At 58.4% G+C, this 18,709-nt stretch carries 24 protein-coding genes; 14 read left to right on the forward strand and 10 right to left on the reverse strand.

Annotated elements, in window-relative coordinates; genetic code table 11:
* Positions 1-4 precede the first annotated feature (4 nt).
* From CKW32_RS17975 to pcp, 3 genes are read left to right on the forward strand one after another with little or no spacing between them, the layout of a single operon-like run.
* Complete coding sequence (locus CKW32_RS17975) at positions 5-721, forward strand: DUF969 domain-containing protein (RefSeq protein ID WP_095185570.1); 717 nt, start codon at positions 5-7, stop codon at positions 719-721.
* Entirely contained in the window at positions 718-1,668 is a 951-nt protein-coding gene (locus CKW32_RS17980) for a DUF979 domain-containing protein (protein ID WP_032887000.1), read from the forward strand. The genes CKW32_RS17975 and CKW32_RS17980 overlap by 4 nt, the downstream gene beginning before the upstream one ends.
* An 8-nt stretch (positions 1,669-1,676) precedes the next feature.
* Positions 1,677-2,291, forward strand: a complete 615-nt coding sequence (pcp, locus tag CKW32_RS17985) for a pyroglutamyl-peptidase I (protein ID WP_032886999.1) — start codon at positions 1,677-1,679, stop codon at positions 2,289-2,291.
* 53 nt (positions 2,292-2,344) lie between these two features.
* Here the strand turns inward: pcp and CKW32_RS17990 are convergent, their stop codons facing one another.
* Both CKW32_RS17990 and CKW32_RS17995 read right to left on the reverse strand, forming a co-directional pair.
* A complete protein-coding gene (locus tag CKW32_RS17990; RefSeq protein WP_095185571.1) occupies positions 2,345-3,745 on the reverse strand; it encodes a heavy metal sensor histidine kinase in 1,401 nt (466 codons plus the stop codon).
* A complete protein-coding gene (locus CKW32_RS17995) occupies positions 3,742-4,413 on the reverse strand; it encodes a heavy metal response regulator transcription factor (RefSeq protein ID WP_032886997.1) in 672 nt (223 codons plus the stop codon). The genes CKW32_RS17990 and CKW32_RS17995 overlap by 4 nt, the downstream gene beginning before the upstream one ends.
* A gap of 258 nt (positions 4,414-4,671) precedes the next feature.
* Between CKW32_RS17995 and CKW32_RS18000 the strand changes: the two genes are divergently transcribed.
* Complete coding sequence (locus CKW32_RS18000; protein ID WP_095185572.1) at positions 4,672-5,349, forward strand: HAD-IA family hydrolase; 678 nt, start codon at positions 4,672-4,674, stop codon at positions 5,347-5,349.
* Positions 5,350-5,395: 46 nt separating this feature from the next.
* Here the strand turns inward: CKW32_RS18000 and CKW32_RS18005 are convergent, their stop codons facing one another.
* Positions 5,396-5,647 carry a hypothetical protein gene (locus CKW32_RS18005; RefSeq protein ID WP_032886995.1) on the reverse strand — a complete coding sequence of 84 codons (252 nt, stop codon included), beginning with the start codon at positions 5,645-5,647 and terminating at the stop codon, positions 5,396-5,398.
* A gap of 207 nt (positions 5,648-5,854) precedes the next feature.
* Positions 5,855-6,049 (reverse strand): carbon storage regulator CsrA, encoded by a 195-nt coding sequence (gene csrA / locus CKW32_RS18010; protein WP_003192511.1) that lies wholly within the window; start codon positions 6,047-6,049, stop codon positions 5,855-5,857.
* 261 nt (positions 6,050-6,310) lie between these two features.
* Between csrA and CKW32_RS18015 the strand changes: the two genes are divergently transcribed.
* Positions 6,311-6,676: a penicillin-binding protein activator LpoB gene (locus CKW32_RS18015; RefSeq protein ID WP_095185573.1), complete on the forward strand. Its 366-nt coding sequence runs from the start codon at positions 6,311-6,313 to the stop codon at positions 6,674-6,676.
* A gap of 31 nt (positions 6,677-6,707) precedes the next feature.
* Here the strand turns inward: CKW32_RS18015 and CKW32_RS18020 are convergent, their stop codons facing one another.
* The 3 genes from CKW32_RS18020 to CKW32_RS18030 all read right to left on the reverse strand — a co-directional run bounded on the left by CKW32_RS18020 (position 6,708) and on the right by CKW32_RS18030 (position 8,998).
* Positions 6,708-7,397: an endonuclease gene (locus tag CKW32_RS18020; protein WP_095185574.1), complete on the reverse strand. Its 690-nt coding sequence runs from the start codon at positions 7,395-7,397 to the stop codon at positions 6,708-6,710.
* A 4-nt stretch (positions 7,398-7,401) separates the two neighbouring features.
* Positions 7,402-7,653 (reverse strand): DUF1654 domain-containing protein, encoded by a 252-nt coding sequence (locus CKW32_RS18025; protein ID WP_095185575.1) that lies wholly within the window; start codon positions 7,651-7,653, stop codon positions 7,402-7,404.
* A 256-nt stretch (positions 7,654-7,909) separates the two neighbouring features.
* Positions 7,910-8,998: an asparaginase gene (locus CKW32_RS18030; RefSeq protein WP_032886990.1), complete on the reverse strand. Its 1,089-nt coding sequence runs from the start codon at positions 8,996-8,998 to the stop codon at positions 7,910-7,912.
* A gap of 553 nt (positions 8,999-9,551) precedes the next feature.
* Between CKW32_RS18030 and CKW32_RS18035 the strand changes: the two genes are divergently transcribed.
* Genes CKW32_RS18035 through CKW32_RS18065 form a run of 7 tightly spaced genes read left to right on the forward strand, consistent with a single transcriptional unit; the run spans position 9,552 to position 16,519 of the window.
* Entirely contained in the window at positions 9,552-10,511 is a 960-nt protein-coding gene (locus tag CKW32_RS18035; protein WP_032886989.1) for a sugar ABC transporter substrate-binding protein, read from the forward strand.
* Between the two features lie 57 nt (positions 10,512-10,568).
* Complete coding sequence (locus CKW32_RS18040) at positions 10,569-12,122, forward strand: sugar ABC transporter ATP-binding protein (RefSeq protein WP_095185576.1); 1,554 nt, start codon at positions 10,569-10,571, stop codon at positions 12,120-12,122.
* Entirely contained in the window at positions 12,119-13,096 is a 978-nt protein-coding gene (locus CKW32_RS18045; protein WP_032886985.1) for an ABC transporter permease, read from the forward strand. The genes CKW32_RS18040 and CKW32_RS18045 overlap by 4 nt, the downstream gene beginning before the upstream one ends.
* A gap of 3 nt (positions 13,097-13,099) precedes the next feature.
* On the forward strand, positions 13,100-14,122 hold the full coding sequence (locus CKW32_RS18050) for a LacI family DNA-binding transcriptional regulator (protein ID WP_095185577.1): 1,023 nt from the start codon (positions 13,100-13,102) through the stop codon (positions 14,120-14,122).
* Between the two features lie 23 nt (positions 14,123-14,145).
* Complete coding sequence (gene rbsK, locus CKW32_RS18055; RefSeq protein WP_095185578.1) at positions 14,146-15,063, forward strand: ribokinase; 918 nt, start codon at positions 14,146-14,148, stop codon at positions 15,061-15,063.
* Positions 15,060-15,464: a D-ribose pyranase gene (rbsD, locus tag CKW32_RS18060; protein WP_032886981.1), complete on the forward strand. Its 405-nt coding sequence runs from the start codon at positions 15,060-15,062 to the stop codon at positions 15,462-15,464. The genes rbsK and rbsD overlap by 4 nt, the downstream gene beginning before the upstream one ends.
* 26 nt (positions 15,465-15,490) lie before the next feature.
* Positions 15,491-16,519 carry a nucleoside hydrolase gene (locus CKW32_RS18065; protein WP_095185579.1) on the forward strand — a complete coding sequence of 343 codons (1,029 nt, stop codon included), beginning with the start codon at positions 15,491-15,493 and terminating at the stop codon, positions 16,517-16,519.
* Between the two features lie 33 nt (positions 16,520-16,552).
* Here the strand turns inward: CKW32_RS18065 and CKW32_RS18070 are convergent, their stop codons facing one another.
* Positions 16,553-16,765, reverse strand: a complete 213-nt coding sequence (locus CKW32_RS18070) for a hypothetical protein (RefSeq protein WP_032886978.1) — start codon at positions 16,763-16,765, stop codon at positions 16,553-16,555.
* Between the two features lie 154 nt (positions 16,766-16,919).
* On the opposite strand from CKW32_RS18070, the gene CKW32_RS18075 reads away from it, so the two are divergent.
* Positions 16,920-17,225: a hypothetical protein gene (locus CKW32_RS18075; RefSeq protein ID WP_032886977.1), complete on the forward strand. Its 306-nt coding sequence runs from the start codon at positions 16,920-16,922 to the stop codon at positions 17,223-17,225.
* 143 nt (positions 17,226-17,368) lie between these two features.
* The gene (locus CKW32_RS18080; protein ID WP_032886976.1) at positions 17,369-17,689 is read left to right on the forward strand and encodes an I78 family peptidase inhibitor; all 321 of its coding nucleotides are present in this window, start codon (positions 17,369-17,371) and stop codon (positions 17,687-17,689) included.
* Positions 17,690-17,757: 68 nt separating this feature from the next.
* Here the strand turns inward: CKW32_RS18080 and CKW32_RS18085 are convergent, their stop codons facing one another.
* Both CKW32_RS18085 and CKW32_RS18090 read right to left on the reverse strand, forming a co-directional pair.
* Positions 17,758-17,970: a cold-shock protein gene (locus tag CKW32_RS18085; protein WP_003234260.1), complete on the reverse strand. Its 213-nt coding sequence runs from the start codon at positions 17,968-17,970 to the stop codon at positions 17,758-17,760.
* Positions 17,971-18,259: 289 nt separating this feature from the next.
* Positions 18,260-18,574 carry a hypothetical protein gene (locus CKW32_RS18090; protein WP_081797709.1) on the reverse strand — a complete coding sequence of 105 codons (315 nt, stop codon included), beginning with the start codon at positions 18,572-18,574 and terminating at the stop codon, positions 18,260-18,262.
* Positions 18,575-18,709: the final 135 nt, after the last annotated feature.

An 18,709-nucleotide genomic window follows, 5' to 3' on the forward strand; every position in this document is an offset into this window, starting at 1 on the left:
CGCCATGCAAACTGTTGTGAACTTATGGCCGTTGATCGGCGTACTTGTGATCGTGGTTGGCTTTGTTTTACGTTTCAATCCGCTGTTGGTGGTCACCGCTGCGGCTATTGCCACCGGGCTTGCTGCCCACTTCCCGCTGGAAAAAATCCTCGCCACCATGGGTGATGGCTTCCTTCAGACCCGCGCCCTGCAATTGATCCTGTTGTTGCCCCTGGCCGTCATCGGCTTGCTGGAGCGCCATGGCTTGCGCTTGCATGCGCAGAACTGGATTGCACGGTTTGAGCGTGCCACTGTTGGGCGTCTGCTGATCATCTATCTGTTCGTGCGTGAATCCACCGCCGCCATGGGCTTGACCAGTCTGGGCGGGCACCCGCAGATGGTGCGCCCGCTGTTGGCACCGATGGCCGAAGGTGCGGCGGAAAAGCGCTACGGCAAGCTGCCGGACAAGTTGCGGCATAGAGTGCTGGCCATGTGCGCGGCGACGGACAACGTCGGGCTGTTTTTTGGCGAAGACATTTTCGTTGCGTTTGGCGCCATTGCATTGATGCACACGTTCCTGCTGGGCTCTGGGATTGATGTCGAGCCGCTGCACATCGCGGTGTGGGGTATCCCGACGGCGATCTGCGCCTTCATCATCCACGCGATCCGCTTGCATCGGTTTGATCGACGATTGACGCGTGAGATGACTCCCGTCGCCACGCCGGCAGGGGCCTCCCAATGATTATTTCCATTCAATACCTCTACTGGCTGGCTGGTGTGTTGTTGCTGATCACCGCAGGCATGATTCTGTTGGACCGAACCCATCCCAAGCGCTGGTCCAGCGCCTTGTTCTGGCTGCTGTTTGCCATACCGTTTCTGGTGGGCGAGCGCCTGCCATCGGTGGTGATCGGGGCGGGTGTGGTGGTGATGGCATTGATAGCAGGGTTCGGCGGCGTGGGGCGTGGCACCCATGTCGAGCTGCACGACAAGGCCTCGCGCGCCAGTGCTGGCCGCCTGGGCCACAAGCTGTTTATACCGGCGCTGGCCATTCCCCTGACCACGGTAATCGGCTCGGTATTGCTCAAGCACACCGAGATCGGCGGTATACCGTTGCTGGATCCGAAAAACACCACCTTCGTGTCTCTCGGTATCGGCTGTCTGATCGCTCTCGGCCTGGCCTGCTGGCTGACCCGCGATACGCCGGTGCAGGCATTGCGCGAATCACGCCGCCTCACCGAAGCCCTGGGCTGGGCCATGGTGTTGCCGCAGATGCTGGCGATGCTCGGGCTGCTGTTCAATGAAGCGGGCGTCGGCACGGCTGTCGCCCACGTCACCACCACTTATATCAACCTGGATTTCAAGTTGGTCGCGGTGATGGTGTATGTGTTGGGCATGGCACTGTTTACGGTGATCATGGGCAATGGCTTCGCCGCTTTCCCGGTGATGACTGGCGGCGTCGGTGTGCCGGTGTTAGTGGGCATTTACGGCGGCAACCCGGCAGTGATGGCCGCCATCGGCATGTTCTCCGGTTACTGCGGGACCCTGATGACGCCAATGGCCGCCAACTTCAACATCGTGCCGGCGGCGTTGCTGGAATTGCCGGACAAGAACGCAGTGATCAAGGCCCAGTTGCCGACGGCGCTGATGATGCTGGTGGTCAATATTGTGCTGCTCTACCTGTTGATGTGAGGTCTTGTATGCGTACCGTACTGCTGACGGGCTTTGAGCCCTTTGATCAAGATTCGGTTAATCCGTCCTGGGAGGCCGCACGCCAATTGGACGGCGTGCAGCTCGCCGAGGATGTGCAGATTGTTGCGCGTCGGCTGCCCTGTGCGTTCACCACCGCCCCCGAGTGTCTGGTGCAACTCATCAATGAACTGCGTCCGGTCATGGTTATCGCCACTGGTCTGGCGCCGGGGCGCGGCGAGATTTCCATCGAGCGGGTGGCGATCAATATCAACGACGCGCGTATCCCCGACAACCTGGGGTATCAGCCCATCGATACGGCAGTTGTCGTGGATGGCCCGGCGGCCTATTTTTCGACGCTACCGATCAAGGCCATGGTCAAGGCGGTGCGTGGGGCGGGGATAGCCGCGGCGGTGTCCCAGACGGCGGGCACGTTTGTCTGCAATCAGGTGTTCTACCGTTTGCAGCACGTGCTTGCGGGCACGGATGTTCGCAGTGGTTTTATTCACGTTCCCAACCAGCCATTGATGGCGCTGTCGAGCTTGGTCGATGGGTTGCGCGTCGCAGTAGCTACGGCGTGGAACACGCCGGTAGACGTGGTGGAAGTGGGCGGTCAGGTCAGTTGACGCCGCCCCAGGGATGACACTTCGGCTTGCCGGTGGCGGCAAGAGGCGATTGTTTACGCCTCGCGGCCAGGGAAAAACAGTTCGAAACAGGTCACGCCGTCCTTGCTGCTGACGCTGTACCGGCCGTGATGCAACTGCATGATGGTCGCCACAATCGACAGGCCCAGGCCATTGGACTGGGCCGAACGTTCCCTTGATTCATCCACCCGATAGAACCGCTCAAACAGTCGCGATAAATGCACGGCAGGGATGGTTTCCCCCTGGTTGCTGACTCGCAGGTGGATGCCCTCGGCGTCTGCAATCGCCTGGATCAACAACTCGGAACCCGGTGCGCCGTATTTGATGGCGTTGGCGCACAGGTTCGCCAGGGCCCTGCGCAGCAGCATCGGTTCGGCCCAGATCACGCCTTCACCCTCGGCACGAATGCTGATGTCCGCATCGCCTGCCAAACCTTCAAAGTAATCGGCGATGCGGGCCACTTCATCGGCGGCGCTGAGTGCCTGGCGCTGGCGCAGGGCGCTGGCCGGGTCGGTGCGGGCCAAGAACAGCATGTTGTCGAGCATTCGCGCCAGGCGCTCAAGCTCTTCGACATTGGAGGCCAAGAGCTGCTGATAACTTTCGATGCTGCGGTTCTGTTGCAGGGCAACCTGGGTTTCCCCCAGCAGGTTGTTGATCGGCGTGCGCAGTTCGTGGGCCATGTCGGTGGATACTTGGCCTAGTTGCGCAAAACCCTTGGCCAGGCGCTCAAGCATGGTGTTGAACGACTCGATCATCGGCAGCAGTTCTTTTGGTACTCCCTGGCCGTCGATGCGTTCGGCCAGGTTGCCGACGCCGATCCCTTGAGCGTGTCGGGCCAGTCGACGTAACGGTAGCAGGCCGCGATGCACCAACAGGTAGCCCACCAGTGCGAGGAAGATCGCGGCGATGCTCGCCAGGACGTACACGCTCAACCGATAGCTGGCGAGCATGGCGGTACGCTCGGTCATCAGGCGCCCGCTGGTGACTTGCAGGCTCCCCAGGTCGCCGGAATCTATGGATGCGGCCAAGGTGGAAAAGGGCACGCCATTTACGCCCGGCAGATGCTGCACATCGCTCAGCGTGAGGATGTGGCCTTTGGGGACCGGCTCGACTGCTGGCAGATCGATGTTGGCGGGGTTTACCAGCAGCAGCGGTTTTTGGCCGGGTGCGGCGATGCTCAGCACCGATTCGCGGTTGCCCAACATATTCTGGAACAGTTCCGGCTTGGTCTTGATCAAGTCCAGTGTGTTGCTGTCGTTAAGCAGGTTGCGTAGTTGATCCACGCGGGAAATCAATTGCACATCGTCGCGGCGGATCAGCTCGCGCTCCAACTCGCGGTACAGCGCCACGCCGACGGTAGCGAGCAGTGCAAAGGCGAGCAGGGCGAAGATCAGGGCCAGGCGCAGTGTCAGGGAATAATGGCGACGGTGGGTCATGGTTGGGTATCGAAACGGTAGCCAATGCCCCGCACGCTGTGGATCAACTTGAGCGTGAACGGGTCGTCGATTTTCAGGCGCAGGCGCCGTACGGCCACGTCCACCACGTTGGTGTCGCTGTCGAAGTTCATGTCCCATACCCGCGAGGCGATCAGCGAGCGCGACAGCACTTGGTCCTGATGGGTGGCGAACAGGTGCAACAGTGCGAACTCCTTATTGGTCAGGGTGATGCGTGTACCGGCGCGAGTGACGCGGCGTTTCAGTACGTCGATGTGCAAATCTGCGATTTGCAGGTGTTCTTCTTCCCTGATCGGGCCGCGACGGGTCAGGGTACGTAAGCGTGCTACCAGCTCGGCGAAAGAGAAGGGCTTGATCAGGTAATCATCGGCACCCAGCTCCAGGCCCTTGATGCGATCGGCAATATCGTCGCGAGCTGTCAGAAAAAGCACTGGGGTGTCGGAGTCTTTACGCAGGCGGCGCAGTACTTCCCAGCCGTCCATTTTCGGCATCATCACATCCAGCACGATCACGTCGAACGGCGTTTCCAGTGCTTGGTGCAGGCCGTCCACGCCGTCCCGTGCCAGGCTTACGGAGTAGCCCAGTTCCTGCAGACCGTTGAGGAGGTAATTACCGGCCTTGGGTTCGTCTTCGACAACGAGGATGTTCATGTGAAATGCCTTGATTCAATACGTGGCGCCAGTGTAGCTCGATCAATTGTCACTGGCGCAGGCCATGGCCTGCACTGGGTAGTTGAGTCGTGCCAGTGCGCTCACGGTAACCCCGTACTTCAAACAGCCAGCCAACAGGATGATGACAAATTCGTAATGATTGGCTGGCTGTTGGGGTGTCAGCGTTTACAACCCAGTGGGTGATCCGTAGATTGCATCGGGCCGATTATTCGTTTCAGCTTACGAGGAAACCCCGCAGTGTCTATCCGAGGTTCAGCTGTATCAGCCCGCCCTTACCGCGCCTTCCTGTTCGATATGGATGGAACCCTGCTCAACTCCATTGCCGCTGCCGAACGAGTGTGGGGCATCTGGGCTGAACGCCATGGGCTGGACGTGGCGGCCTTCCTGACCACCATTCATGGTGCGCGGGCGATTGACACTATCACGCGCCAGGCATTGCCAGGCGTCGACCCGCAAGTTGAAGCGCAGTGGATTACCGAGGCTGAAATCAACGATGTGGAAGGCGTCGTGGCGATTCCCGGTGCCGTCGAGTTTCTCAATAGCGTGCCTGGTGATCAGTGGGCATTGGTCACCTCTGCGCCGAAGGCGTTGGCATTGCGTCGGTTGCAGGCAGCGGGTATCGCGCCACCGGCGGTGTTGGTAACGGCCGAGGATGTGGCCATCGGCAAACCGAACCCCGCCTGTTATGAGCTGGGTGCGCAACGCCTGGGCGTGCCGGTGCAGGATTGTCTGGTGTTTGAGGATGCGACGGTGGGGATTCGTGCGGGGGAGGCGGCGGGTGCGGATGTGCTGGTCGTAACATCGACGCACCTCAAGCCCATGCCCACGGAGCATCCATCGATTGAAGGGTATGAACAGTTGCAGGTGCATCGCAGCGCTGATGGCTTGTTGTACCTGCAGAGCGCAGTGGACTGACACAAAAAAGCCGAGTCCGTATCCGGTCTCGGCTTGGTTCGCTTGGTCAGCCGCCAGTTTTATTTTCTGCCCGCCGGCACAGCTGACGCTGCAATGCCTTCTGGATAGGCTTGAGGCAGAACATGAACAGGTACGCACACAGCAGCAGTGCCAAATCAAACCAGGACTTAGGATAGGCGGGGTCCGAACCTTCGACTTCCAGCCGCAGGCCATATTCTACGCCCACAAAGGCCAGCCCAATCAGCAGGGCAATCATCCAGGATCTGGAAAAAAATGGCTGCGCGGTAATAGGCCTCATCGACGTGCTCCTGAGTCCACACGGATGGAAGTATGTCAGTCAGGAGATTCGGCTTTGGATAGTGGAACAAGTTCCAGACGCGAGGATAATTTCATCTTTGGGGCGCATGGACTTTGGACGACGCTGATCACTCATTCAGCCCAAGAACAGTCCAATAGGCTTTCGCCAGCCGTTACATGAACGAAAGGGCTGGCTACTGAGTGCGCCTCAAGGCGTCTGGTTTTTATCCGGAGCGGTCAGGCCGGCCTGGATGCGCTGGTAGATCTCCTCGCGATGCACGGCAACATCCTTGGGGGCGTTGATGCCGATTCTTACTTGCTGGCCGCTGACGCCCAGGATGGTGATCGTGATGTCATCACCGATGTTTATGCTTTCACCGACTTTGCGGGTGAGTATAAGCATGGACTTCTCCTTGATTGCTTTTAGGACACATGTTTCAGACAGGGCAGGTGTCGGATGTGTGTAGCTTACTGCTAAGCGCTTCCCTGTGACTGCCTCTTTTAGGACGCATAGAGGCGACATTAATTCCCATGGCGGCATCATACAGGTCTGGGATACATCATTCGCATTGTTTAAGCCAACGTTTATGACGGCCAGAATAGACAGTGAATGATAAAGTTGCCTCTTTATCCTTAGAGGAGCAGGGCAGTGCGTAAAGTAGCGATGGCAATTGCGGTGTTGGCACTGGCCGGTTGCGGTGAAGGCAAACGCGTCGACGCCCCCAAGGCCAAGCCTGCCGTGACCGAAAGCCAGCCACAAACCGGCGCGATTGCCGCCCAGGAGTGGGACCTGCGAGTAGGTCCGCCGGACCACAAACTGCAGGCGATCACCGACCTGACCGCCTGGTTGCTCGAACATGGTTTCAATTTTTATATCGTGAAGGTCGACGGCAAGGACGAAGTGCTGTTGGGCCCGTTCGCAACTAAGGTCGAAGCCGAGGCAAAGCAGACCCTGCTTAACGAAAAGATGGCTCGTGCCAAGAAAACCGACACGGTGTCTGAGATCATCGAACACCAGCCTGCGCAGTAACGGGCCGATTGGGCGGCAGTGCCGCCCATCTTCAACCGCAGGCTTTCAGGTTGACCGGGCCGACAAACTCATTGCCACGCCCCATCACACACGCCACCGTCTGGTTACGCTGGCGCTCCCAGGCTTGGACCGGGTAGGTTTTGTTCCAGGCTTCGTACAACTGACGATCCTGTTTCGACAGGCGCAAGCCGTATTGTTTGCTCATGTAGAAGTAGGTTCGCGCGATCATCCCGCGTACGGAAGGTCGCGGCATCACCTTCTTGGCCTTGAAATCCACTTGGGTCAGGCATGAACCGTACTGCCCGCGTTGCACTGGCAGCCAGCCAAAGCTGAAGTTGCTTCGGTCTCCATTGACCTCGCCGATACTCGGCACCAAATTGTGCAGGTCTGCTTCGGCACGCTTGAACACGTCATCATGGCGCGTGCAGTTCTTGCGCCCGCCATTCTGCCAGCACTGGCGCTGGTGTCCGATCTGCCAGGCCGGAACAATGTGTTCCCACTCGATGCGTGCGGCGCGGTTGGCGTTTTTGCGTGGGATATATCCGCAGGCTTTCAAGTCAACGCGGTTGCCGCTGTACTTGCAGCCGCAATAGAACTCGGTGGATTGCGGGGCGTAGAGTGTCCAGGCAACTTTTTTGGCTTCACTGAAGGTTCGGGGCGCCTGAGCGTGAGCGGTAACGGCAAAAAACAGGCAACACACAGCAATAAAACGGGCACTCATTCAATCAATCTTCCTTCGGCACAACCCAGAAAATCTGCACGCCACCGTCATCCCGGTAGGCTAGGGTGACGTTGTCGTTCTCCGCAATCTCCTCCAACAAGCGCTGCCAATCGTCCTCTGGTTCCTCCGGCAAGCGGAAGATCAGGGCTGCCTTGGCTTTTTGGGCATTGGTGGAGTTGATGATTTTTTGCACGCGAATGGCCAGGCGTGTGTAGGCATCGGGCGGGGTAGGTACTGCGGAAGATGACTTTGCCACGGAGCATTCCTTAATAGGCTGTACGTGCATACAGTATTTAAGTGTGGGCAATTTCGCAACTGCTTAAAATTTAAGAGATTCGTCTGGCGGCGAGTTAGGGGGTTGGGTGTAGGGCGGGGGGAGAGGGATAGGTAGGTTGTTGTGGCGAGGGAAGTTGTTCCCGCTGGTCCGCGAAGCGGCCCCAAAAGAAGCTTTCGGGCGCTGCGTACATGAGCGGGAGCAAGCTCCCTCGCCACATACAGGGTTCAGTCAGGGATCAATATTCCCAGAAAATCCGTTGAAGCTCTTTGCTGTCTTGGGTCTTGGTCAGGGCAACCATTGCCAGAATCCGCGCTTTCTGCGGGTTCAGGTCGAGGGCAGCAACCCAGTCGTATTTGTCGTCAGGCTGTTCAGCGTTACGCAACACCATGCCGCCGGCATTCACGTGGGAGGAGCGAATGATCTGCACGCCTTGCTTGCGCAGTTCCACCAGGGCAGGCACCACTTTGGAAGATACCGAGCCATTGCCAGTACCCGCGTGGATGATTGCTTTGGCACCAGCCTGGGCCAGGGCTTTGTAGGCTGTGTCGCTTACGTTGCCGTAGCCGTAGGCGATTTCGACGTCCGGCAGGCTTTTGATGTTCTTGATGTCGAATTCCGAATCCATGGTATGGCGCTTGGCAGGCAGGCGGAACCAGTAGGATTTGCCTTCAACCACCATGCCCATTGGGCCCCATGGGCTCTTGAAGGCTTCGGTCTTGATATTGATCATCTTGCTTACGTCGCGACCCGATTGGATCTCGTCGTTCATGGTCACCAGCACCCCTTTACCGCGCGCGTCCTTGCTGCCGGCTACAGCCACGGCGTTGTAGAGGTTGAGCATGCCGTCGGCCGACATGGCGGTGCCTGGGCGCATGGAACCAACTACCACGATTGGCTTGTCAGTTTTTTCCACCAGGTTCAGGAAGTAGGCGGTCTCTTCCAGGGTGTCGGTACCGTGGGTGATCACGATGCCATCCACGTCTTTGTTGTCAGCCAGTTCGGCGACGCGCCGACCCAGTTGCAGCAGGTTTTCGTTGTTGATGCTTTCGGATGCAATTTGCATCACTTGCTCGCCACGCACATTGGCAATCTGGCTAAGTTCAGGAACACCGGCGATCAATTGCTCGATACCGACTTTGGCCGCCTGGTAGGTAGCGCTGTTGGCCGCACTGGCGCCAGCGCCGGCAATGGTGCCACCGGTGGCGAGAATTACCACGTTGGCCAGTTTGGTCTTGGATTCAACTTCCTTTGCCTGAGCGGCAACAGGGAACAGCAGCAGAAGGGCTAACGCGCCCGGAACAAAGTTCTTCAGTGCAGATTTCATTGTTTTTCTCTCTGGTTTTTGATGAGTGCTGTAGCAGGTTCATCTAGAGCGCCCGGGCGGTTCTGAATGCCACGAGGTGCTGGGTAGGAGCAGGATTTGTACCAGGCTGATTAAGTTCTTGGATATAAATTAACTAGCTGATTTATAACAATAATTGTCGTTCTTATGGCGGGTCACGCAATGCGTCTGTCCGGCTTTCCGAACACGCTGCATGATTGCGTTCGGTTGTCCGAAGATGATCATCGGGAAATACTGAGTCGCATGAAGAGGTCTGTCGTTTCAGAGAACGAAGCGTTGGGGGGAATGTTTAATAACGTCCTTTCGCCGGACGGGAGGACAGAGGCTAGAGGCCTTAGATGAAAGGCTGTGTTCTACCGTTGACAAATCTCGACAAGGTTCTCATAGTTTGATTAACGCAAACGTTTGCGAGATGTTTCACACGGTGCTCCCTGAGTGCTCTGAAAGATCGTATCAGCCACCCGTGTGGGATGGCTGCCGAAGGACTCTTCGGTGCAAGCGTTGCTTACAATAATCATAAGATCGGAGTGAACCCATGAAGCTGCCATTCGCTGGACGTCTTCTTGCTGTCGCTGTGCTTGCTGCCGCATCCGCCGCTTTACCTCTGTCCTCTGCCTTTGCTGACGACGCCGCCGCCAAACCCAAGGTCGGCCTGGTGATGAAATCTCTCGCCAATGAATTCTTCGTCACCATGCAGGACGGCGCCAAGGCTTACCAGAAAGACCATGCCGCCGATTTCGACATGATCACCAACGGCATCAAGAACGAAACTGATACCAGCGCGCAGATCGATATCGTCAACCAAATGATCCTCGCCAAGGTTAACGCCATCGTCATCGCGCCTGCTGACTCCAAGGCACTGGTCACCGTACTGAAGAAAGCCTCCGACGCCGGCATCAAGGTCGTCAACATCGACAACCGCCTGGACCCCGGTGTACTGAAAAGCAAAAATCTCGATATTCCCTTCGTTGGCCCCGACAACCGCAAGGGCTCCAAGCTCGTGGGCGACTACCTGGCCAAGCAACTGGCAGCAGGTGACAAGGTCGGCATCATCGAAGGCGTACCGACTACCACCAACGCGCAGCAGCGCACCGCCGGCTACAAAGATGCGATGGACGCTGCCGGTATGAAGATCGTTTCCACTCAATCCGGCAACTGGGAAATCGACCAGGGCCAGAAAGTCGCCTCGGCCATGCTGAGCGAATACCCGGACCTCAAGGCCTTGCTGGCCGGTAACGATAATATGGCCCTGGGCGCTGTCTCCGCGGTGCGTGCGGCAGGCAAGGCGGGCAAGGTAATGGTCGTGGGTTACGACAATATCGAAGCGATCAAGCCGATGTTGCAGGACGGCCGCGTACTGGCTACCGCCGACCAGGCAGCTGCCCAGCAAGCGGTATTCGGTATCCAGAACGCCCTTAAGCTGGTCAAGGGTGAGAAAGTCGATGCCAAAGACGGCGTGATCGAAACCCCGGTCGAACTCGTCCTCAAGAAGTAATTCTGGCGGCACCCAACAGCGCCCGCTCGTCCTGAGCGGGCGCCTGGAGATTTTCCTATGTCATCTTCCGCCCCGAACGCTGTCCTCTCGGTCAGCGGTATCGGTAAGACCTATGCCCAACCGGTTCTGTCCGACATCACCCTCACGCTCAACCGTGGGGAAGTGCTGGCGCTGACCGGCGAGAATGGCGCAGGCAAAAGCACCCTGTCCAAGATCATCGGCGGGCTGGTCACGCCGACCACCGGGCACATGCAATTCAATGGTCAGGATTACTGTCCTGCCAGCCGTACCCAGGCTGAAGCGTTGGGCGTGCGCATGGTCATGCAGGAACTCAACCTGCTGCCGACGCTGACCGTGGCCGAAAACCTGTTCCTGGATAACCTGCCCAGCCACTGTGGCTGGATCAGCCGCAAGCAACTGCGCAAAGCCGCGATCGAGGCCATGGCCCAAGTCGGCCTGGACGCCATCGACCCTGACACGCTGGTCGGCAGCCTGGGCATCGGTCACCAGCAAATGGTTGAGATCGCCCGTAACCTGATTGGCGACTGCCATGTACTGATCCTCGACGAACCCACGGCCATGCTCACCGCGCGTGAAGTCGAGATGCTGTTTGAGCAAATCACCCGCCTGCAGGCTCGGGGCGTGGCGATTATTTACATTTCGCACCGGCTGGAAGAGTTGGCCCGTGTTGCCCAGCGCATTGCGGTATTGCGCGACGGCAAGCTGGTCTGCGTCGAACCGATGGCCAATTACAACAGTGAGCAATTGGTCACCTTGATGGTGGGGCGCGAGCTGGGTGAACACATCGACCTGGGGCCGCGCAGCATCGGCGGCCCGGCCCTGACTGTGAAAGGCCTGAGCCGCTCGGACAAAGTCCGTGACGTGTCCTTTGAAGTGCGTGCCGGCGAGATCTATGGCATTTCCGGCCTGATCGGCGCTGGCCGTACCGAATTGCTGCGTCTTATCTTTGGTGCCGATCTGGCCGACAGCGGCACCGTGGCCCTGGGCTCACCGGCTAAGGTGGTGAGTATTCGCTCTCCCGTGGATGCAGTGGGGCATGGTATCGCCCTGATCACTGAAGATCGCAAGGGTGAAGGCCTGCTGCTGACTCAGTCCATCAGTGCCAATATTGCCCTGGGCAACATGCCGGAAATCTCTGGCGGCGGCGTGGTAAACAGCCGCGATGAAACCGCGTTGGCCAAGCGCCAGATCGACGCGATGCGCATCCGCAGTTCCAGCCCGGCGCAACTGGTGTCGGAACTGTCCGGCGGCAATCAGCAGAAAGTGGTGATTGGCCGCTGGCTGGAGCGCGACTGCTCGGTGATGTTGTTCGACGAACCCACCCGCGGAATTGATGTGGGTGCCAAGTTCGACATTTATGCCTTGCTCGGCGAATTGACCCGCCAGGGCAAAGCGCTGGTGGTGGTATCGAGCGACCTGCGTGAGCTCATGCTGATCTGCGACCGCATCGGCGTACTGTCTGCCGGGCGTCTGATCGAGACCTTTGAGCGTGACAGCTGGACCCAGGACGAATTGCTCGCCGCCGCCTTTGCCGGCTATCAGAAACGTGATGCGCTGCTCAATGACGCAGTGCTTAGGGATACCCCATGAAAACCACAACTACCTCCGGTAAAGCGGGCGGCAACTTCTACGGACTGGGCACCTACCTGGGGCTAGCGGGCGCCTTGCTCGCGATGATTGCGCTGTTTTCGGTGCTCAGTGACCACTTCCTGTCCTATGACACCTTCAGCACCCTGGCCAACCAGATCCCGGACCTGATGGTGCTGGCGGTGGGCATGACGTTCATCCTGATCATCGGCGGTATCGACTTGTCGGTGGGCTCGGTGCTGGCCCTGGCGGCGTCGGCAGTCAGCGTGGCGATTCTTGGGTGGGGCTGGAGCGTGTTGCCGGCCGCTCTGCTCGGCATGGGCTGCGCCGCGTTGGCCGGCACCATCACCGGCTCGATCACCGTGGCCTGGCGGATCCCGTCGTTTATCGTGTCCCTCGGTGTGTTGGAAATGGCGCGGGGCGTTGCGTACCAAATGACCGGTTCGCGCACCGCCTACATCGGTGATTCGTTTGCCTGGCTGTCCAACCCGATTGCGTTTGGTATCTCGCCGTCGTTCATCATTGCCTTGCTGGTGATCATCGCTGCGCAGCTAGTATTGACCCGCACCGTGTTCGGTCGTTACCTGATCGGTATCGGCACCAACGAAGAGGCCGTGCGCCTGGCCGGTATCAATCCCAAGCCTTACAAGATTCTGGTGTTCAGTCTCATGGGCCTGCTGGCCGGTGTCGCGGCGTTATTCCAGATCTCGCGTTTGGAAGCCGCGGACCCGAACGCTGGCTCCGGTCTGGAGCTGCAAGTGATCGCCGCGGTGGTGATAGGCGGCACCAGTCTTATGGGCGGGCGCGGTTCGGTAATCAGTACCTTCTTTGGCGTGTTGATTATCTCGGTATTGGCCGCTGGCCTGGCACAGATCGGCGCCACGGAGCCCACGAAGCGCATCATCACCGGTGCTGTGATCGTGATTGCAGTGGTTCTCGATACGTACCGCAGCCAACGTGCTAGTCGGCGGGGCTGAACCATGGCAACGATCAAGGATGTGGCGGCGCTTGCAGGAATTTCCTACACCACCGTGTCCCATGTGGTGAACAAGACGCGCCCAGTGAGTGAGCCGGTACGGGTCAAGGTCGAAGCGGCCATCAAGCAGCTCGACTATGTGCCCAGTGCCGTCGCGCGCTCGCTCAAGGCCAAGACCACGGCCACCATCGGTTTGCTGGTACCCAACAGCCTCAACCCGTATTTCGCGGAGCTGGCACGAGGCATCGAGGATTACTGCGAGCGTAACGGCTACTGCGTGATCCTCTGCAACTCCGACGACAATGCTGAAAAACAGCGCAGCTATTTGCGGGTGTTGTTGGAAAAGCGCATCGACGGCTTGATCGTGACCTCGGTGGGGGGTGATGACAGCGGCCTCGCCGCAGGGTTGAGCGCGGTGCGCACGCCCATGGTGATTGTCGACCGGGCGCTGGACGGCATTGATGTCGATCTGGTGCGCATCGATCATGAAGAGGGCGCCTACCTGGCGACCCGGCATTTGCTTGAGCTGGGGCATCGGGACATCGCCTGTATCGGCGGCCCGGCCCACACCCGTGTCGCGCAAATGCGCCTGGCGGGATACCAGCGCGCGCTCCGCGAGGCCGGTGTGGACGTTGCGCCCAATCGCACCCGGGAAAGCGACTTCACCAGCACCGGCGGTTATGCTGCTGCCGTGCAATTGCTGGCGCAGAACCCGCCCAGCGCGATTTTTGCCAGTAACGACATGATCGGCTTTGGCGTATTGCGTGCTGCAGCTGAGCGTAATATCCGCGTGCCCGGCGAGCTGTCGGTGATCGGATTTGATGATATTCAAATGGGCCGCTACGTGTACCCAGCCCTGACCACGGTCGGCCAGTCGATCCTGCAACTGGGCGAGACGGCCGCCGAGCTTTTACTGCGACGAATTGCAACACCCCAACTGCCGATCGATCAACGCATCGTGACGCCGAGCATCGTATTGCGCGAGTCGACGGCGCCCTTCGCCGGTGTGTTCGCGCAATACCGCTGAACCGAATTGATGAGTACTGATGTATGCCAGCAAAAGTAGTGGTAGTAGGCAGCTTGAACATGGATCTGGTCACCCGCGCCAGCCGGCTGCCCCGTGCCGGTGAGACCCTGATTGGCCAAACTTTTTCCACGGTGCCGGGCGGCAAGGGTGCCAACCAGGCCGTTGCATCGGCGCGACTGGGTGCGAGTGTGGCGATGATTGGCTGTGTCGGCACCGATGCCTACGGCACTGAGTTGCGTGACGCATTGCTGGTGGAAGGTATCGATTGCCAGGCCGTCAGTACCGTGGACGGTTCCAGTGGCGTGGCGTTGATCGTGGTGGATGACAGCAGCCAGAATGCGATTGTGATTGTTGCCGGCAGCAACGGCGAGCTGACGCCCGCGTCACTGCAGGCGTCTGATGCGGTGCTGCAGGCCGCCGATGTGATCATCTGCCAGCTGGAAGTGCCGATGGCTACCGTGGCCTTTGCGCTCAAGCGCGGTCGTGAACTGGGCAAGACCGTGATCCTCAACCCGGCGCCGGCCAGCGCGCCGTTGCCCGCCGAGTGGTATGCCTCGGTCGATTATCTGATTCCCAACGAAAGCGAGGCCACCGCATTGAGCGGTGTGACAGTCGACTCTCTGGACAGTGCCAAAGTGGCTGCCACGCAACTGATTAAAGCCGGTGCCGGCAAAGTCATCATCACTCTGGGCGCCCAAGGTGCATTGTTTGCGGATGGCAGTGGCTTTGAGCACTTGGTGGCGCCCAAGGTCAAGGCGTTGGATACCACGGCTGCTGGCGATACCTTTGTCGGTGGTTTTGCGGCGGCCCTTGCCAGCGGTAAAAGCGAAGCCGAGGCCATACGTTTTGGTCAGGTCGCTGCGGCATTGTCAGTCACACGTGCGGGTGCGCAACCTTCCATTCCTACGCTGCATGACGTTCAAGGTTTTGTACCTTTATGAAAAAGACCCCTCTGCTCAATATCGCTCTGTCGCGGCTGATAGCTTCCCTGGGCCATGGCGACATTCTGGTGATCGGCGATGCTGGTTTGCCGGTGCCGCCCGGCGTCGAGTTGATCGACCTGGCGCTTACAAAAGGTATTCCTGATTTCATCAGCACTTTGCGTATCGTGCTCAGTGAGATGCAGGTGGAAAGCCACGTGCTGGCGGAAGAAATCCTGCTCAAGCAGCCACCTGCGCTGGCGCAGTTGAACGTGCTGAGTGAACAGGCCGCCCTCGGCGAGCGACGTCTGCTCAGTCATGAAGCGTTCAAGCAACTGAGTCGCCAGGCGCGCGCGGTTGTGCGCACCGGCGAATGCCAGCCTTACTGCAATATTGCGCTGGTGTCCGGCGTAACGTTCTAGAGTTCCCCAACGACAAGGAGTGTTTTATGCAACGTGGTCTTCCAATCCTGAGAAATCTGTTTCGGAGTGTCCTGCTTTTGTCCGCGCTCACTGCTGCAAGCGCCCACGCGGCGGAAAAAATCGACCTCATCATCGACACTGATCCAGGTGCCGACGATGTAGTGGCCTTGCTCTTCGCCATGGCTTCCCCGGACGAATTGAACATCCGTGCGCTGACCACCGTCGCCGGTAACGTGCGCCTGGACAAGACCTCGCGTAACGCGCGCCTGGCCCGCGAGTGGGCGGGGCGTGAGGACATTCCGGTCTACGCCGGTGCACCAGCGCCGATGCTGCGCAAACCGATCTATGCCGAAAACATCCATGGCAAGGAGGGCGTTTCCGGCGTCACCGTGCATGAGCCTAAAAAGGGCCTGGCCGAAGGCAATGCCGTTGATTACCTGATCAAGACCCTTCGTGCTGCCAAGCCTCACAGCATCACTATCGCCATGCTGGGTCCGCAGACCAACCTGGCGCTGGCACTGACTCAGGATCCGGAAATCACCCAGGGCATCAAAGAAGTGGTGGTGATGGGCGGCGCGCACTTCAATGGAGGCAATATCACGCCGGTTGCCGAGTTCAACCTGTTCGCCGATCCGATTGCTGCAGAGATCGTGCTCAAGAGTGGCGTCAAGCTGACTTACCTGCCGCTGGATGTGACCCACAAGGTACTGACCAGTGAGGCGCGTCTGAAAAAGATTGCCGACCTCAAGAACAACGCCAGCAAGGTCGTCGGCGATATTCTCAACGAATACGTCAAAGGCGATATGGAACACTATGGCATCCCGGGCGGCCCGGTACATGACGCCACCGTTGTTGCGTACCTGCTCAAGCCTTCGCTGTTCAGTGGTCGCGAGGTCAATGTGGTGGTGGACAGCCGTGAAGGCCCGACATTCGGGCAGACCATCGTCGATTGGTACGACGGTCTGAAACAACCAAAGAATGCGTTCTGGGTTGAGAACGGCGACGCTCAGGGCTTCTTCGATCTGCTGACTGAGCGCCTTGCGCGGCTGAAGTAAACCGATTGCCGGTCGACGTTCGTCGGCCGGTTCTTATTCGCGCTCGGGGTTGTGTGCTCCCATGTGATCGGCCGGGTATTTCTCGAATACCTGGCCAATGAAGGCTTGTGCCGCCTGAGTGCCGAGTTCCTTGACCAGCAGGTCTATACCGATGATTGCCAGTTCCTCTGGGCTTCCGGGGCTGTAGGAGCTTTGTCCTTGGGGCCACTTGGCTTTGATGTCGGCTTGGAGCGTTACGGTGGTCATGGAGGTCTCACGAGCTGAAATACTGGGTAATGCGCTGGGGCGCGGTTTTACCGGACGCAGTTAAGCATTTTGCGCGGCGTTTGGCACTGCTACTTAGGCATGAAGCAAGTGCTGTGCGACACTGTGCTCCTGTTTAATTGCCGGGGAATACCGCGTGCAGATCGATTTGAATGACCCCGAGAATCTCACCCTGGCCGCCGTGCGCCAATTGATCGCCAGTGCCAGTGATGACGAACATACTCAACTGCGTGTGACCAAGGCCGGTATCGCCTACCTATCATCTGGGGTAGTCGGGGGCACTGACATAGATGGCCTGTTGTTTCGTCTTGAGACCTGGGCAAAGGGCTCCGGTTACGTCGGAAATGTCGCTGCCAGCGACGAGGTCTGGGTCACACAGGTTTTCAACGCGCTGAAGCAAAACTGGCCCAAGCCACCTTTTGACTACATCGACATCTACTGATTATGTTCATATCTGGTCACGATTGATCGGGCGAATGACTGCTGATAGTCAGGCAGACTTGCCCGACGGCGATTTACGTCTTGAAACCAATCTGCAAGACGGTTGTCGCACGATCTCTGTTCATTTTTTCAATAGGAGGCTTCATGCCTTGGAAGCTCGCATCATTCGGTACTTTGTTGGCAGCACTCGCGTTGGCGGGTTGCAGCACCCCGGGTACCTCTGAGCCAGCCAAAGACGCCGCAGTGACCGATGCAGGTCATAGCCGCTGTGAGTCAAAGGCTGCCGAGTTCACAATCGGCCAGAAAGCTTCGCCTCAGTTGCTGGAGCAAGCCCGGGCCCGTGCCGGTGCGCAGAATGCTCGCATCCTCAAGCCCAACGATATGATCACTTTGGAATACCGCTCCGACCGCTTGAACCTAAACGCTGACGACAACTTGGTGATCACTCGCGTCAATTGCGGCTGATCGCTGCTTTTGCAGCGCCCATAAAAAACCCCGCCACATGGACGGGGTTTTTTTAGCTCAGCGGAGAATTACTCGCCGCGAACCTGTGCAGCTTGCATACCCTTTTGGCCTTTCTCAGCCACGAAGGAAACGGTTTGGCCTTCTTTCAGGCTTTTGAAACCGTCGCTTTCGATAGCTTTGAAGTGTACGAACAGGTCGTCACCGCCACCTTGAGGAGTGATGAAGCCGAAGCCTTTTTCATCGTTGAACCATTTAACGGTGCCGGTTTGGCGATTAGACATGGTGTATCTCCAAGAAACATATATTTTCAGTAGTGCTGTGCTGCTCAGGCCAACTGGGCACACCGGGCTATCATAGTCGAAATGTTCGGCTTGGGAGCCCCCCCAAGGCATTGTTTGCCAATCAATAGCGTTGCATTTAGTGCTTAGGTCGGCTGAAAGCCCCGGTCTACGGGGCTTTGGCGCGAAATATCAGCTGTTAAAAAAAGCCGTAAAAGCTGCGTAATTTGTGAGAAATGGCAGTTTTCGGGCGATTTTTCCAGCAGAGCGGCCGTCTGATCTGGCGCCGATCTTACTTTTTCTTCACGACTTTGCAGGATGAAATTGCAGCCACCGCTTTGTTTTTAAGTGGTGCGCTGGCGTTCGGATTGGTCATCAATTCCTTGATTTCGGAACTGCTCAATTCGGCGTTGATCTTGTCGGCGCCACATTCGCAGTGGGCTTTGGCCGTTTTGACGTCAACGTTCTGGCTGGCGGCCGCGCTGCAGTCGTTGATGAAACTGTCACGGGCACCGGCCGGCCAATTGGAGGGCGCAGCAGCCTGCGCGCCGATGGAAAGGAGGCTCAGGGTAGCGGCGAGAGCGAGGGTAGAAGTAAAACGCATCATGGGATGCTCCTTTGGGTCGAGGACAAACAGCGATTCTCAGTGGGTTTGAGGTAGTGCGTACAGCTCAAGTTCCGTTTTGCAGCTATAAAGGCTGGAATTAGTAGTTACCTGGCCTGGCGCCGGCGCGATGACCGT

This window comes from Pseudomonas sp. Irchel 3H9 (assembly GCF_900187495.1).
Lineage (GTDB): Bacteria > Pseudomonadota > Gammaproteobacteria > Pseudomonadales > Pseudomonadaceae > Aquipseudomonas > Aquipseudomonas sivasensis.